The following is a 15898-nucleotide window of genomic DNA, read 5'->3' on the forward strand; positions in this document are numbered from 1 at the left end:
CGCGCCCACAACTGCACCCTGTTCATGGTCGTGCACGCCGCCCTGGCGGTCCTGCTGGCCCGCCTCACCGGCGACCCCGACGTCGCGATCGGCACCCCCATCGCCGGACGCGGCCAACGCGCCCTCGACGAACTGGTCGGCATGTTCGTCAACACCCTCACCCTGCGCACCCGCGTCGAAACCGGCATGAGCTTCACCGAACTCATCGACCAAGCCCGCGAAACCGACCTCGCCGCCTTCGCCAACGCCGACATCCCCTTCGAACGCGTCGTCGAAATCGTCGCCCCCGGCCGCGCCACCACCCACAACCCCCTGTTCGGGGTCGTGCTGTCATTCCAGAACAACGAACAACCCACCCTCCAGCTGCCCGGCCTCACCGTCACCGCCCTGGACACCGACACCGTCGCCGCCAAATTCGACCTGCAAGTCAACATCAACCCCCACCACCACGACGACGGCACCCCCGCCGAACTCGACACCATCTTCACCTACGCCACCGACCTCTTCGACGAAACCACCATCCACACCCTCGGCCACCGACTCGAACGCATCCTCACCACCATCGCCACCAACCCCCACACCCCCATCGGAGACATCGACATCCTCGACCGAACCGAACGGGAAATGGGCACGGCCAGAAGCGTTCCCACCCCGCCGCCGAACTCGGCGGCGACCGCGGGCACCACACTCGCCCAAACACTCGTGGCCGCCGTCGAGGACGATCCGGACGCCCCCGCCATCCTGTCCGGCGACGACGAGCTGTCCTACCACGATCTGGAGACCCGCTCGTCGCGTTTGGCGCGGGTACTCATCGCGCGGGGCTGCGGCCCCGGCGCGGGCGTGGCACTGCGTCTGGATCGCGGCATGGAAGCGGTCATCGCGACCTGGGCCGTCCTCAAAACAGGCGCCGCCGTCGTCCCCGACACCGCACTGCCCGACGACCTCGAGGCCAAAGTCGGCCTCACCCTCGGCGATCCACCCACCGGCACCCTCGACTGGCTCGCCCTCGACGACCCCGCCGTCATCGCCGAGATCGCCGCCGAATCACCCCGCCCGGTCACCTACGCACACCGCACCCGGGCACTGACCGGCACCGACCCGGCCTTCGTCGGGGACCAGACCCTCAGCTACGACGATCTCGCCATCGCGGCCGCGCAACTGCGCGACCGGGACGAACTCACCTACGAGTCCGAGATCCCCTACCGCGGCGAACCGAGATCCTCCGCCGTTGTCATCGAACTGGTCGCCGCCGGGATGGTCGGCGCGGCGGTCGTCCTGGACACCGACGAGGAGGTGCAGGCCGACGAATGCGTGACCGGTTGATCGTTCCGGCCGCGCCGGAGCCGGATCGGCGACTTCGGCCGAGCAGAGCTCAACTGAAGTGGACGACCGAGAGGGTGCCTGCGACGATGCAGTACATGGCGAACGGCAGTAGGGTCCGGGTCTGGAAGTAGCGCTCCAGGAACCGTACTGCCAGCCACGACGACACCCCGGAGACGATGGCTCCGAACAACACCGGTCCACGGATGCCTTCGGTTTGCGGGCCGACCAGTTCCGGTAGTTCCAGGACTCCCGCGCCGAGGATCGCCGGAGTGGCCAGCAGGAAGGCGAATTTCGCCGCGTGCTCGTGCGCGAGACCCCGCGACAGGCCGCCGACCATGGTCAGGCCCGCACGGCTGAAGCCGGTCAGCAGCGCGCCGACCTGCGCGAAGCCGATGCCGAGAGCGTCCGCTGTCCCGAGGGCGGCCAGCGGCCGGTCGGATTGGCGCCGGGTCTCCGCCTCGGCCGTGAGGGTGCCTCTGCGGGCTTCCCGCCGAGCGAACCGCCGCCCGTATTCGGCCAGCGACGGCTCGTTCCGACGGCGCAATCCCTCGCCGACGATCAGCACGATGCCGTTGAGCGCGAGAAAGATACCGGCGTAGAAAGGCGTCCCGAACAGCGCGTGCAGCGGATGTTCCAGCAGGAAGCCGAGCACGCCGACCGGAATGGTGGCGACGACGATCGACCAGGCCAGCCGCTGGGGGATGGTGTCGAGGCGGCCGGTGCGCAGCGTGGTGAAAAAGCCCGCCACGATGACGCACCAGTCGCGCCAGTAGTAGCCGAGCAGCGCCACCGCCGTCGCCACGTGCAGCGCCACCACGAACGCCAGATACGGTGTGCCCGCACCGGACTCGCCCTCGCCGGTCAACTTCTCCCAGTCGCCTCCGAGCCATGCCGCGACCAACACGGAGTGCCCCAGGCTGGAAATCGGGAACAGTTCGGTGACACCTTGCACCGCCCCGATGACTGTCGCTTGAAAGTAAGTGAGCATCGCCCCGAGTCTCGCACGCACACAACGCAACCGCGTGAGGGCCTCTCGCGGCCGGCGGTCCTGCCGCGGTGGTGGCGCTGCCGCGACGGAACCGGAATGTCAGTGTCCGGCAGCCAAAGCCGCGGAAGGACCGTCGGAGCTCGCGGAGGATCGACGAGACGAAGAGGGCAGGCGGCCTTCGGAATCCATGGGCGGTATTGCCGGGATCCAGGTGGGCGGAAGCCGCACCGGCGCGGGAAAGCCACTGATCCCGAACACATCCAGAGGATTTCTGACGCCGATCATTTCTGCGTCCGCAGAGGCACTACGTAGCCACGAGAGTCCGGAGTGTCCACGAACTCCGACACTCCGGACTCCTCGCTCGGACGATCCGAGTCGGAGGGCCGACGGTGGAATATCACCGTCGGCGAGCTCGAAGCCGTTCAGGCGGTGGCGCCGGAGGATTCGGCGACCAGGTCGAGAGCGATGTCGATGATGAGGTCCTCTTGTCCGCCGACCAGCCCCCTGCGTCCCACTTCGAGCAGGATCGTGCGCACGTCGATGCCGTAGCGCCGCGCGGCGGTTTCGGCGTGCCGCAGGAAGGACGAGTAGACCCCGGCGTAGCCGAGCGTGAGTGTTTCGCGGTCCACGCGGACCGGGCGGTCCTGCAGTGGCCGCACCAAGTCGTCGGCGGCGTCCTGTAGCGCGAACAGATCGCAGTTGTGCTTCCAGCCGTGCAGGTCGGCGACGGCGACGAAAGGCTCGATCGGGCAGTTGCCCGCTCCGGCGCCGTGCCCGGCGAGCGAGGCGTCGACGCGGGTGACGCCTTCTTCGACCGCCACGACGGAGTTGGCCACCGACAGCGAGAGGTTCTCGTGGGCGTGGATCCCGATCTCGGTGCCGGGGTCGAGCACCTCGCGGTAGGCGCGGACCCGGTCACGGATTCCGTTCATGGTCAGCCGGCCGCCGGAGTCGGTGACGTAGACGCAGTGCGCCCCATACGATTCCATGAGTTTCGCTTGTTCGGCCAGGCGAGCGGGTTCGGCCATGTGCGACATCATCAGGAATCCGGAGACGTCCATGCCGAGTTCCCGTGCGGTGGCGATGTGCTGGGCGGATACGTCGGCTTCGGTGCAGTGGGTGGCTACGCGCACCGATCGCACGCCGAGCCGGTAGGCGTGCTTGAGTTCTTCGATGGTGCCGATGCCGGGCAGCAGCAGCGTGGTCAGTCGGGCGTGGGTGAGGTTGTCGGCGGCGGCTTCGATCCATTCCCAGTCGGTGTTGCTTCCCGGGCCGTAGTTCAGGCTGCCGCCGGCGAGGCCGTCGCCGTGGGCTACTTCGATGCCGTCGACACCGGCGGCGTCGAGCGCCGCCACGATCCGGCCGACGTCGGCGGGCGTGATGCGGTGGCGCACGGCGTGCATGCCGTCGCGGAGGGTGACGTCTTGGATGAACAGTTGGGTGGTCATCGGCGCGCTTCCTGTCCCGCCGGCGCCGCGGCGATCGTGTCGGCGAGGGATTCGGCGTAGCGCACGGCCGCCGAGGTCATGATGTCCAGATTTCCCGCGTAGGCCGGGAGGTAGTGGGCGGCGCCTTCGACCTCGAGGAACACCGTCACCTGATGGGTGGGCGCGGCCGCGTCGGGGCCGAGCAGGGTGTGCACCGGCTGGTCGTCGGGGACGGTGGTGATCTGGACTTGCTGCTTGAGGCGATAGCCGGGGACGTAGGTGGCCACGTGCGCGATCATCTGCTCCACCGATTCGCGAATCGCCTCATGGGTGCCGGGATCCGGGGCGGTGACCAGGCACAGCACCGTGTCGCGCATGATCAGCGGCGGGTCCGCCGGATTGAGGATGATGATTGCTTTGCCGCGCCGCGCGCCGCCGACCGTTTCGATCGCGTGCGCGGTGGTTTCGGTGAACTCGTCGATATTGGCCCGCGTGCCGGGCCCCGCGGACTTCGAGGCGATGGACGCGACGATCTCGGCGTAGGCGACCGGCGCCACGCGCGAGACGGCGGCGACGATCGGGATGGTGGCCTGCCCGCCGCAGGTCACCATGTTGACGTTGGGCGCGTGGCGATGCGCGTCCAGGTTCACCGCCGGGACGACGAACGGGCCGAGCGCGGCGGGTGTCAGATCGATCAGGCGTTTGCCGAGCGGTTCGAGCACCGCGGCGTGGGCGGCGTGGGCTTTGGCGGAAGTCGCGTCGAAGACCACATCGATCTCGTCGAAGTTCGGCAGTTCCAGCAGGCCCTGCACGCCGTCGGACGTGGTGGGCACGCCGAGCCTGCGGGCGCGGGCCAGACCGTCGGATTCCGGGTCGATGCCGACCATCGCGCCCATCTCCAGGACGGTCGAGTGCCGGATCACCTTGATCATCAGATCGGTGCCGATATTGCCCGATCCGATCACCGCGACTGTGAGCTTGGCGGGGCTGTCGTTCATGGTTTCACTCCCGAATGAAGGTCGCGGTCACCGATCCCAGACCGGTGATGTCCGCGGTGACGGTTCCAGGGCCCTGGATCGGTGCCATCGGTCCGAGCGCTCCGGAGAGCACTGTCTGCCCGGCGCGCAGTGGCCTGCCGAACTCGTGTGTGGTGCGTGCCAGCCAGGCCAGGGCGTGCAGCGGATCGCCGAGGCAGGCCGCGCCGGTTCCCGTCGACACCTCGACACCGTCGATCGACATCCGCATCCGTGCCGTGACGGGCTCGAAGGAATCGAGGGTGCGGCGTTCGGTGCCGAGGACGTACAAACCGCTGGAAGCGTTGTCGGCGACGGTGTCGCCGAAGGTGATGTCCCACCCGGCGATGCGGCTGTCGACGATCTCCAGCGCGGCCACGGCGTAGTCGACCGCGCCGCGGACCTGCTCGTCGTCGAGCGGCCCATCCGCGAGGTCTGCGCCGAGCACGAACGCGATCTCGGCTTCGACCTTCGGCTGCAACAACCGGCTCAGCGGCACGGGCGTGTCCTGCCGGTAGCGCATGTCGTCGAACAGCACTCCGAAGTCCGGTTGATCGACACCGAGCTGCCGCTGCACCGCCGGGGAGGTCAAGCCGATCTTGCGTCCGACCAACCGCGCGCCCGCCGCGATGCGCTCGGCGGTCAGCAGTTCCTGCACCGCGTAAGCGGCGGCCACGTCGTCGGAACCGATCAGATCGCGCACCGGTGCGCACGGGGTGCCGGAGCGGGCGGCCGCGCTGAGCAGGTCGGCGGCGGCGATCGTGGCGGTGTCCGCGGCCACGGAGCGTCGGTCAAGGCCTGGGGGTGTTGGCATCGGAAAGTCCCGGATCTCGTGAGGGGTGAAACAGTGCTCTCACTGTCGCCGCAGGTGGGACGCATCCGCCAGCATTGCGTTCCACTGAGCCGAACGCCGCCGCGGTAGAGTGAGCGGGTCCGGAGGTTGGAGGTCGACCGTGTCATCCGCGTTCGCTGGTCGTGCGATTGACGGTTCGACCGTGCTCGGCAAGATCATGGCCGTGCTCGAGGCGTTCTCGATCGATGACACCGCGTTGAGCCTGGCCGAGCTGGGACGGCGGACCGGCATTGCGAAGGGCACTCTGCACCGGGTCCTCGCCGACATGGTGGCGGTCCGACTGCTGGACCGGAACGACGCCGGGTATCGGCTCGGAAGCTATGTGTTCGAGCTCGGGATGCGCGCATCGGTCGAACGGAGTCTGCTCGAAGTGTCCATTCCATTCCTGGAGGAACTCAACGCGCGTATCCACGAGACCGTGCATCTGGGCATTCTCGACGGCACGGATGTCGTGTACCTGACGAAGATCGGCGGACGCAGGCAGGCCAGCGCCCCGTCGCGGATCGGGGGCCGTATGCCGGTGCACTGCACTGCCATCGGCAAAGTACTACTGGCCAACGCCGACGCGGCGATCCGGGACCAGGTGCTGGCCGCGCCGCTGCGCCGCTACACCCCCCGGACGATGGCCCTGCCGGGCACGCTGCGCACCCAGCTCGATCGAATCGCGGCCGACGGCGTGGCCTTCGAATTCGAGGAATCCGCGCCCGGCATCGTCTGCGTAGCCGCCCCCGTTCGCGAGGCGGACGAGGTGGTCGCAGCGATCAGCGTGGCGGGCCCGTCCCATCGCTTCCATCCCGAGACCCACGCGGCAGCGGTCCGCGCGGCCGCCGACGGCATCGGAGCCACCCTGACCCGGCGGACCCGGTTGCTGTCCGCGCCTCCCGCCTGAGCACGAGGAAGACCCCGCCCGGCACGAGGCCGGACGGGGTCGGTAGTCCCCCAACGCGTATTCGTCGCTGAACCGCAGCCCGCGCTCCGCCGCACGCGTATGAAAGCAGGCACAGGCAGGGTAAAAGGTCGGCGAATCCGAGTTAGCTGACGGGTTCCCAGAAGGTATATCCATCTGTTACATTACCGATGCGGAGCCTATATAAACACGTGCTGCTCCTTCGTCCGAACGACAACGACGTCACCGGACATCCGACCCGACAACGATGTCGGCAGGCCGACAACGGGGTCGGCCACAAACGGATCCCATCCACCAGACAGCGCCTCGAGTTCTCCCCCATGCATCGCTCGCGACGGCCCGGCAGCGGTCGGCGCCTGCTCGCGCGGCCGTCCGACGTTCCGGCCGATTCGCGCCGCGCGGCACGGAGACGGACCACTCGCGGCGACGTGCCACCCGATCGGACATTGAGCCGGAGGAACCCATCGACATGCCGATCCCCTTCTCGACCGGGTTCGATTTGATCACCGCACTCGACGTGCGCAATGTCGAAGCGCATCTCGCCGAGGCCGTCGCGGGCTGTACCGCGTGCGCCACGACCGCCAGACCTGGGCCCGGCTGCCCCGCGGGTCTCGCCGCACAGCTCCACAACGCCGCGACGGCTCCGCTGACAGCGATCGAGATCATCGACGGACTCCTCGCGCTGCGCCGGACGCCACAACCGGACGGGGCGTAGCACACGCGCGTGCGCCGTCATACCGGAATAAGGTAGTTCAGAGGACGTCCGCGGATCCGCTCCGCGTGGGCCGGGACATGGAAACCGGACCGCACGCTCCCCAGGCCGCACGTGCCGTGAGCACTGAGGAGTTCAGTCCACCGGGACACCTCCCCCGCTGCTCGTACTCGCACCCGGCGAACCGGCGGCCGGGGATCAACTCGATGTCGTCGTCTGAGTTCGGGGAAAGCGGTGGCCCATGACATCCGCCCACCATGCGCTCAAACGCGACTCGGGCCAGATGATCCGGTCTCGGTCTTCATCGTCGGTGCCGGGCACGTTCACGTCCTCGATCACGATGCAATTCCTTTGCGCCATTCAACCTTAGGGGCCCCTCGTTCTCGTGCGGCGCAAACGATTTGATGACATTTGTCGAACCGGCCGGTGGTCGAGCAGCGGGGATCCCCCGATCGCGTACCGGCGCGACCGCGCTGTCGAGCCGATACGTGCACCGGGTACCACCCGCGACCACAAACAAACCGTTCTTTCGGTGCCAGTTGCCGGAACCGCCGTGCGTGCCGAGGCGCAGCCGCCGGCTGATTTCGGTCACCTCACCAGGTGAGGACCGGTTTGACGACCGTGCCCGCGCGCTGGTCGGCGAGCGCGACGTTGATGTCGGCGTGCGGGTAGGTCGTGATCAGACGGTCGATGGGGAACCGTCCCGCGGCGTGCAGGTCCAGCAGCTGCGGGATGAAGGTCGCGGGCACCGCGTCGCCTTCGAGGCAACCGCGGATCACCTTGCCGCCCAACACGATATCGCGCAGATCGATCGCCGGGACCCCGGCGCCCAATCCGACCGCGACCACCGTGCCGCCGATCGCCGCCGCGCCTGCCGCCGTGGCGAGCACGTCCGCCGATCCCGTGGTGTCGAGCGCGTGGGTCGCCCCGCCGTCGGTCAGCTTCCGGATCGTGGGCACGATGTCGTCGGCCGCCGGATCCAGGGCCGCGGTCGCGCCGAGTTCCCGCGCCAGCGCCCGCCGGACGGGTGACGGCTCCACCACAACCAGTTCGGCGACCTCGCACGCCACCGCCGCCAGCACACCCGCCATACCGACCGCGCCTGCGCCGTAGACCGCGACGCGGGCATCGTGATCCGGCCGCAGCACATTGAGCACCGCTCCGGCGCCGGTGAGGAACCCGCAGCCCAGTGGGGCGAGCACAGCCGGATCGACCTCGGTATCGACGACCACCGTGTTGTCGGCGGTGGTCAAGGCGTACGCGGCGAAGCTGGACTGGCCGAAGAACCCGTCCCGCACCGCGGTTCCGGCGACGGTGACCCGGCGCGACCGGTCCGCCCGCGCGCCGAACTGGTTGAGTTCCACCGCTCGCACGCAGTACGCCGGGCGTCCCGCTCGGCAACTGCGGCACGACCGGCAGTGCCGGAAGGTCAATACGACACGGTCACCGGGATGGACACCGGTCACCGCCGCGCCGACGGCCGCCACCACTCCGGCGCCCTCGTGGCCGAGCAGCACGGGACGGTCGGCGGCCCCAGCCGCCCGGGTGACCAGGTCGGTGTGGCAGATGCCGGTGGCCTGGACCCGGACCAGGATCTCGTCCTCGCGGGGGGCGTCGATCTCGACGGATTCGACGGTGAACGGCGCGGCGGGGTCGCGCGACAGCACCGCGGTGGTGGTCACCATCGGTCAGATCCGCTCGAGCAGGAAGTAGAAGTACTCGCCGTCGGCGAGCACCAGCTCCGGCCTGCCGTTCATGATGCCCATCAGCGTGTTCTCGTCGAGCCATTTGAAGTGGTCGAAGACCGGGCGCTTGTCGTAGACCATGGTGGCGGTGACCTCGCCGCGGAACTCGATGTTCCACAATGTCGCTTCCCCACCGCCGCCGAGTTCGACATCGGAGAACAGCGATCCGTCCTCGGCGCGGCAGATCAACGGTTTGGCGTCCAGCACACTGTGGAACGTCTTGCCGTACCAGCGGCTCACCGACAACGCTTTGCGCAGCGGATGCCCGGTCGGGAACGCCGCTCCCTTCCACTCGCCGAGGATGTCCTCGGCGCGCGCGGTGGGCAGGCCGGCCCACAGCGCGTCCAGCTCCGCCGCGGTCACTCCGGTCTCCCGCGCGACGAGTTCTCGCCAGCCAGTCCCCACAGAGCCCATAACCATCCTCGTTCCCGCCGCCGTTTCCAGAACCTTTTGGTTCGGCAACTGTATAGCCGAACCAAAAGGTTCGGCAAGATAGGATGCGGCAATGCGCGCAGCAGGTCAGGCCACCCGCGAACGAATCCTCGTCGCGGCCAAAGCGGAGTTCGCCCGGTACGGCATCGCGGGAGCGCGCATCAACCGCATCGCCGACGCGGCCAAAGCGAGCAAGGACCGGCTCTACGCGTACTTCGCGAGCAAAGACGAGCTCTACGCCGCGGTCACCGAGGAATGGGTCGCCCAGACCACCGACGAAACCGCCCTCGACGCCGCGGATCTGCCCGGTTACGTCGGCCGGCTCTTCGACCACTACGTCGCGCACCCGGACAACGCCCGGCTGCAGGCATGGGCGGAGATCGAGCAGACCCACATTCCCGCCGCCGAAGACGCCATCCGCCGGACCATCGCGGGAAAACTCGCCGAGATCCGCCGCGGCCAAGAGCAGGGATTGATCACCGGGGCGTTCGCGCCCATCACCTTGATCGTCATGCTGACCGACCTCGCCCGCACCGCGGCCATGCACGCCACCCGCACCACACAGCACAACATCACCGAACGCCGCGCCGCCACCGTTCTGGCCGCACGACGGCTGGTCAGCCCGGAGGCACCCGGAGCCTACGGCGGTCGCTAGATCTCGGGGCTTGCCGATCCGGCCCACGAGGTGATGGGCTGATGGGAGCGTCGCAGCACTCACGCCTCGATACCGCGCACAGTGTTCTCCCGAAGAAAGGCGGTGCACCAGGTACTCGCCGGTGGACGACCGCCGGACGGTAAGCCCCGAGACGACGACGGAGAAACGCATGGACGAGATCGAAGGCACACCGCGGCTCACAGCGTTCCCACGCATCGACGACTACGGGTTCATCTCCGATTGCGAGGTCACCGCCTTGATCGCGCCCAGCGGTGCCATCGAGTGGATGTGCCTGCCGCGCATGGACTCTCCCAGCGTCTTCGCCGCCATACTCGATCGCTCCGCCGGCTCGTTCCGATTCGCTCCCGCCGACTTCGTGGTGCCCACCGATCGTCGCTACATCCCGGGCACGATGGTCATGGAGACGAGCTGGCGCAGCGGCGAGGGCTGGGCGACGGTGCGCGATGTGCTGCTGGTCGGGCCGTGGCGGCACCAGAAACCCGGCCGCAGCGCGCACCGGCGCACGCCAACGGACTACGACGCCGAGCACATCCTGCTGCGCACGGTGCACTGCGAGACCGGGCAGATCCAGTTCGGGCTCGACTGCCAACCGGCCTTCGACTACGGCAGGCATCGCGCGCGGTGGGAGTACCTCGGCAGTTATCACCTCGCACAGGCCGGCGCCGACGGGACCGATCTGCAACTGACCTTGAGCACCGACATGCGCTTGGGCCTGGAGGGAACGCACGCGGTCGCCCGCACCCTGTTGAAGAAGGGGGACACCCGGTTCTGCGCGCTCGCCTGGGGCAGTCGTGACGCTCCCGGCGACGTCGCGGAGGCCGAAGAGCGGCTGCTGCGCACGATCCACCACTGGCGGCACTGGCTGGCGGGCGGGCGATTTCCGGACCATCCCTGGACCGCCGAACTCACTCGCAGTGCGCTCACGCTCAAGGGATTGACCTTCGCTCCCACCGGGGCCGTCGCTGCCGCCGCCACCACGTCACTACCCGAAACACCTGGCGGTGAGCGTAATTGGGACTACCGCTATTCCTGGATCCGCGACTCCGCCTTCGCCTTGTGGGGCCTGTACACGCTGGGTTTCACCTGGGAGGCGAACGACTTCTTCTCCTACATTCTCGACCTGACCGAAGAAGCCCGCGACATGCAGATCGTCTACGGCATCGGCGGCGAGACCGATCTCGCCGAACAGACCCTCCCCCACCTGCGCGGTTACGACAACGCGGGCCCGGTGCGCATCGGCAACGAGGCCTACCGGCAACGTCAGCACGATGTGTGGGGCGCCGCGCTGGACGCGGTCTATCTCTACGGCCGTCATCAAGATCAGATCGATGCCCGGGCCTGGCCGCTGCTCGGCCGTGCGGTCAAGAGCGCCCTCACCTACTGGCGCGAGCCCGACCACGGCATCTGGGAAGTCCGCGGACAGCCCAGGCACTTCACCTCGAGCAAGGTCATGTGCTGGGTCGCCGCCGACCGCGGCGCCCGGCTGGCCCGCATCCACCAGGACTTCGCCCGCGCGCACCGGTGGCAACAGGCCGCCGACGAGATCCACGCCGACATCTGCGCACACGCGGTCGACTCCCGGCGGGTGTTCACCCAGTACTACGGCAGCACCTCGCTGGACGCTTCGACCCTGCTCATCCCACTGGTACGTTTCCTGCCACCCGAGGACGAGCGGGTGCGCAACACCGTGCTGGCCATCGCCGAGGAACTGACCGAAGACGGTCTCGTCCTGCGGTACCGCGTCGACGAGACCGACGACGGATGCGCCGGGGAGGAAGGCGCTTTCACGATCTGCTCGTTCTGGCTGGTATCGGCGCTGTCGGAGGTCGGCGAGAAGAAGAAGGCCAAGCAGCTGTGCGAGAAACTGCTCGGCTACGCCAGCCCCCTCGGCCTCTACGCCGAGGAGATCGATCCCCGAACCGGCCGTCATTGGGGCAACTATCCGCAGGCGTTCACCCACCTCGCCCTGATCAATGCCGTCATGCACGTCATCCAGGACGAGCAAGCGCTCCTGCGGCAGGCGCTCGGCGGCGAATCGATCGCACCGCGACTGGACGACGCATCGCTCACCCGGGGATACATCCACCGCTGACGAGAAACCCGATCGGCGAAACCCGCTGTACCTCAATGGCGGGCGGCCTTCGCGCCGCCACGTCAGCGGAGTCAGTACTATCGCGTTCGACTGTTAACAGGACTAAGGATTCCATTGAAGGGCTCGACGATGGCGATGCTCGGCATCGCCGCGACCGCGGCATTCGGCATGACCGCCGCCCCCGCGACCGCTGACCCAGTGGCAGACAAATCTCGTGTCGTCGGCACCGAGGACGGCTGGGAATTGCGGATCAGCAAGACCGCCGAAGACGTGCAGCGCGTACCCAATCTCGCCGCGACACCGTTCACCAGGGAAGGATTCGTCACTTTGTCGGCCGCGGCCGACATCGGCGGCGAGGGCCGGGAGGCGGTGAACTCCGGAACGCTGCAATTGGGATACCAGATCGGCTGCCAGATAGACGTCTCCAACGGCCTGACCGTGGGCATCTCCGCGGCTATCGGCCCGAACGCCACGGTGACCGTCGCCCCCTCGCCCGGCCTCGGGGTCGGCGGCAGCGCGCTGGCCCTGCCGAGCATGTCGACGACCATCAAGCCGGGCACCATCAACAGCATCACGCTGGGAACGAAACCGCTTGCCGGACCGCACGGCTCGATCTCCGTCGATCAGATCCAGATCAAGATCGACGCGTGCGCGGGCGCGGTGAGCCTGCGCTCGTTCGCGATCGTGTCGATATCCACAGCGACGGCGGACAATTCGGTCGCGGTCTACGGTGACCCGATATGGCTGTGACGCACGCGCGAGCGCCGCGACGCTGGATGGCGCCGATCGGCGTGTCGGTTTCGCTGATCATCGCCGCGGCAACCGCCTCCGCCGAGCCGATCGTGCCGGTCGGCCCGGGACCGAGCTGCGGCGAATCACCCTCCTCCGCCACCGCTTGCGGCAACGACAAGCCCGTACCCGGGACGCGCGGCGGGCCGGCCGCGCCGCCACCGGCACTGCCGTTGCAAGTGCTGGCGCCCCCGCCCGCCAAGTCGGCGCCCAATACCAATACGCCCGCCGGTGCGCTGGTTCCGCCCGCGCCGGGACCGGGCTCGGGCACCCCGATCGTGCCGGTCGGATAACCAATGGGCCGGTCGCGTTGCTCCGCCGGGCACAGCGACCGGCCCGTCGATCGACCGCGAGCAGGGATCGCCGCGGGACATGCGCGCACAGATCGGCTCCGACCACTCGCTCGCCCGCACAGCGATGTGATTCCGCCGCTTCCCCGGTCGACACCAGGATCGCTCCGGGACTGTGATCCGCCGAAAATCAGTATCGCGCAGGGCATATCGGCCGCGCTGGAATCTGGATGAATTTATTGCTCACCGCAGCGAATCGTCGCAGCTCAGGAGCGGTCGTCCAGGGTGAACGACGCGGGCTGTGAACGGCCTACGGCCTTGTTCGAGGTCGATAATTCCGATGTCCGAAGGCTGGTCGACCCGCCAGCCGGGTGATTCGCCGTTGATCACGCCCGCCGAACAGGAATAACCGCCGATGAGTTTCCTTTGGTATATCCCGAATCAGGTCACGCCGGGACACCGCGGCGACACCATCGTGGCCGACCACAACAGCCTCGACACCCTGACCGCTCAGGCGAAGGCGCTCGAGGAGCACGGGTGGCAGGGCGCGTTGCTCGGCACCGGGTGGGGTCGCCCGGACACCCTCACCGTCGCAACGGCTCTCGCCGCCAGGACCACGAGTTTCGAGCCGCTGATCGCGATCAGACCGGGCTACTGGCGTCCGGCGAACTTCGCATCGGCCGCGGCGACCCTCGACCACCTCTCCGGCGGCCGGGTGCGGGTGAACATCGTGTCGGGCAAGGACGATCTCGCGGCCTACGGCGAGACCGAGGGCGATCAGGCCGAGCGTTACGCCCGCACGAAAGAGTTCCTCCAACTCGTCCGTCGGCTGTGGACGGAGGAGAACGTCACCTACCGGGGTGAGTACTACCAGGTCAGCAATTCCACCGCGCTGCCGAGGATCGTCCCGCGCGGCGAGCGCCGCCACCCGAAGCTCTACTTCGGCGGTGCGTCGGAGGCCGCGGAGCGGGTAGCGGCGACCGAGGCCGACGTCCAGCTCTTCTGGGGCGAGCCCCTGTCGGGAGTCAGGGAACGGATCGAACGCCTGCGGTCGCTGAGCGAGGAACTCGGTCGCCAGCATGCGCCACTGGAGTTCGGCCTGCGGGTCACCACTTTCGTCCGCGACACCACCGAGCAGGCCTGGGCCGAGGCGGAGGCGAAGGTCGCGGAGATGGCCGACAACCACCACGCCCCCGTGCCGAACCCACATCGCCGGACGGCCGTGGGACAGCAGCGACTGCTGGATCTGGCCGCGAAGGGCGAGGTGCTCGACGACAACCTCTACACCACACCCGGGAAGTTCGGCGCGGGTGGCGCCGGCACCACCTGGCTGGTCGGCTCCCCCGAAGACGTCGCCAAGTCGCTGCGCAAGTACCAGGATCTCGGCATCACGCACTTCGTGCTCTCCGACACCCCGTATCTGCGCGAGATCGAGCGCCAAGGCAACCAGCTGCTTCCGTTGCTGCGAGAGTGACGAGACCGAGACGGGGCAGCGCCCGCGCTGCCCCTCCCGACCGCTTGCGCGAAGTCAGAGTTTCAGGCCGGTCCCGTGCACGCCGTGCTCGTCGATGAGTGCGAGTTCGTCGTCGGTGAACGCGGGGAAGTTCAACGCCGCGATGTTGTGGTCGAGCTGCGCGGTGGAACTCGCGCCGATCAGCGCGGAGGTCACTTCGGGGCGCCGCAGCACCCACTGCAGCGCCAGCTGCGCGAGCGACTGACCCCGCGCCTGGGCGATCTTGTCGAGCGCGGCGGTGCGCTGCCGGTAGGCCTCGTCGATGACGTCCGGCGACAGGAAGCTGCTGTTGCGCGCCCGCGCCCCGTCGGGAATCGTCTCCAGGTACTTGTCCGTCAACAGGCCCTGGGCCAGCGGCGAGTAGACGATCGTGCCGAAGCCGTCCTGGCGGGCGGTGTCCAGCAGGCCGTTTCGTTCGGGGCGGCGGTCGTAGATCGAGTAGCGCGCCTGGTGGATCAGCAGCGGGACGCCCGCCTTCCGGAGCAACTCGGCGGCCTCGTGGGTGCGGTCGGGCGCGTAGTTGGACAGGCCGATGTACAGCGCCTTGCCTTGTTGCACCGCGCCGACCAGCGCGCCGACCGTCTCCTCCAGCGGCGTGCTCGGATCCGGGCTGTGATGGTAGAAGATGTCGACGTACTCGGTGCCCAGGTCGCGCAGGCTGTGTTCGAGCGAGGTGAGGATCGACTTGCGCGAACCGCCCCTGAGGTAAGGGCTGGGCCCGATCGGGTTGCCCGCCTTGGTCGAGAGGATCAGCTCGTCGCGATAGGGAGCGAGGTCCTTGGCGAGCACCGCCCCGAAGTTCTTCTGGGCGGCGCGATGCGGGGGACCGTAGCGGTCGGCGTTGTCGAAATGCGTGATGCCGAGATCGAAAGCGTGCAGGATGATCTCGCGTTGCGTCGCGAACGGGTAATCGGTGCCGAACTTCTGCCACAAGCCGAAGGAGAAGGCGGGAAGGTCGAGGCCGGAGTTGCCGGTCCGGCGGTACGGGACCTTTTCGTACCGGTCGTCGGCGGCGGCGTAGGTCAGATCGAAGGGGCCATAACTCATCGGTGTGTATCTCTTCCTTTCGATGCGCGATCACGGAGAGTGGACCACTTCCGTCCCCGCCGTTGCGACCGGTCGGCTCACGCTGATCGAA

Annotated in this window: 16 protein-coding genes; 8 read left to right on the plus strand and 8 right to left on the minus strand. The window is 68.3% G+C overall.

Translation table 11 applies throughout. The features are described from left to right. The coding region (locus AB0L97_RS36315; protein WP_364438943.1) for a condensation domain-containing protein at positions 1-1323 on the plus strand (1323 nt) is incomplete at its 5' end. A gap of 49 nt (positions 1324-1372) precedes the next feature. Here the strand turns inward: AB0L97_RS36315 and AB0L97_RS36320 are convergent. The 4 genes from AB0L97_RS36320 to AB0L97_RS36335 form a co-directional block, all read right to left on the minus strand. Further along, a complete protein-coding gene (locus tag AB0L97_RS36320) occupies positions 1373-2311 on the minus strand; it encodes an undecaprenyl-diphosphate phosphatase (protein ID WP_355075536.1) in 939 nt (312 codons plus the stop codon). A 422-nt stretch (positions 2312-2733) separates the two neighbouring features. Next, entirely contained in the window at positions 2734-3759 is a 1026-nt protein-coding gene (gene dmpG / locus AB0L97_RS36325; protein WP_364438946.1) for a 4-hydroxy-2-oxovalerate aldolase, read from the minus strand. Continuing rightward, positions 3756-4736 (minus strand): acetaldehyde dehydrogenase (acetylating), encoded by a 981-nt coding sequence (locus AB0L97_RS36330; protein ID WP_364438949.1) that lies wholly within the window; start codon positions 4734-4736, stop codon positions 3756-3758. The genes dmpG and AB0L97_RS36330 overlap by 4 nt, the downstream gene beginning before the upstream one ends. 4 nt (positions 4737-4740) lie before the next feature. Next, positions 4741-5565 carry a fumarylacetoacetate hydrolase family protein gene (locus tag AB0L97_RS36335; protein ID WP_364438952.1) on the minus strand — a complete coding sequence of 275 codons (825 nt, stop codon included), beginning with the start codon at positions 5563-5565 and terminating at the stop codon, positions 4741-4743. Between the two features lie 196 nt (positions 5566-5761). On the opposite strand from AB0L97_RS36335, the gene AB0L97_RS36340 reads away from it, so the two are divergent. Together AB0L97_RS36340 and AB0L97_RS36345 are read left to right on the plus strand one after the other, a co-directional pair. Beyond that, the gene (locus AB0L97_RS36340; protein ID WP_364439012.1) at positions 5762-6493 is read left to right on the plus strand and encodes an IclR family transcriptional regulator; all 732 of its coding nucleotides are present in this window, start codon (positions 5762-5764) and stop codon (positions 6491-6493) included. 487 nt (positions 6494-6980) lie between these two features. Then, a complete protein-coding gene (locus AB0L97_RS36345; protein ID WP_364438955.1) occupies positions 6981-7226 on the plus strand; it encodes a hypothetical protein in 246 nt (81 codons plus the stop codon). Positions 7227-7421: 195 nt separating this feature from the next. Here AB0L97_RS36345 and AB0L97_RS36350 read toward each other — a convergent pair whose 3' ends face one another. From AB0L97_RS36350 to AB0L97_RS36360, 3 genes are all read right to left on the minus strand, one after another. After that, the gene (locus AB0L97_RS36350) at positions 7422-7562 is read right to left on the minus strand and encodes a hypothetical protein (protein WP_364438958.1); all 141 of its coding nucleotides are present in this window, start codon (positions 7560-7562) and stop codon (positions 7422-7424) included. Between the two features lie 254 nt (positions 7563-7816). Continuing rightward, complete coding sequence (locus tag AB0L97_RS36355) at positions 7817-8905, minus strand: NAD(P)-dependent alcohol dehydrogenase (RefSeq protein WP_364439015.1); 1089 nt, start codon at positions 8903-8905, stop codon at positions 7817-7819. A 6-nt stretch (positions 8906-8911) separates the two neighbouring features. Beyond that, positions 8912-9382, minus strand: a complete 471-nt coding sequence (locus AB0L97_RS36360) for a DUF4334 domain-containing protein (protein WP_364438961.1) — start codon at positions 9380-9382, stop codon at positions 8912-8914. A gap of 91 nt (positions 9383-9473) precedes the next feature. Here AB0L97_RS36360 and AB0L97_RS36365 point away from each other — a divergent pair, with 91 nt between their 5' ends. From AB0L97_RS36365 to AB0L97_RS36385, 5 genes are all read left to right on the plus strand, one after another. Beyond that, on the plus strand, positions 9474-10055 hold the full coding sequence (locus AB0L97_RS36365; RefSeq protein WP_364438964.1) for a TetR family transcriptional regulator: 582 nt from the start codon (positions 9474-9476) through the stop codon (positions 10053-10055). Between the two features lie 169 nt (positions 10056-10224). Further along, complete coding sequence (locus AB0L97_RS36370) at positions 10225-12168, plus strand: glycoside hydrolase family 15 protein (protein WP_364438967.1); 1944 nt, start codon at positions 10225-10227, stop codon at positions 12166-12168. 114 nt (positions 12169-12282) lie between these two features. Beyond that, entirely contained in the window at positions 12283-12918 is a 636-nt protein-coding gene (locus tag AB0L97_RS36375; RefSeq protein WP_364438970.1) for an MspA family porin, read from the plus strand. Further along, positions 12909-13250, plus strand: a complete 342-nt coding sequence (locus AB0L97_RS36380; protein WP_364438973.1) for a hypothetical protein — start codon at positions 12909-12911, stop codon at positions 13248-13250. Before AB0L97_RS36375 ends, AB0L97_RS36380 begins: the two co-directional genes overlap by 10 nt. A 412-nt stretch (positions 13251-13662) precedes the next feature. Beyond that, positions 13663-14721, plus strand: coding sequence for an LLM class flavin-dependent oxidoreductase (locus AB0L97_RS36385; RefSeq protein WP_364438976.1), 1059 nt, complete (start codon positions 13663-13665; stop codon positions 14719-14721). Between the two features lie 54 nt (positions 14722-14775). Here AB0L97_RS36385 and AB0L97_RS36390 read toward each other — a convergent pair whose 3' ends face one another. Continuing rightward, positions 14776-15807 carry an aldo/keto reductase gene (locus AB0L97_RS36390; protein WP_364438979.1) on the minus strand — a complete coding sequence of 344 codons (1032 nt, stop codon included), beginning with the start codon at positions 15805-15807 and terminating at the stop codon, positions 14776-14778. Positions 15808-15898 lie beyond the last annotated feature (91 nt).

It is taken from the genome of Nocardia sp. NPDC051911 (assembly GCF_040681035.1).
Taxonomy (GTDB): domain Bacteria; phylum Actinomycetota; class Actinomycetes; order Mycobacteriales; family Mycobacteriaceae; genus Nocardia; species Nocardia sichangensis.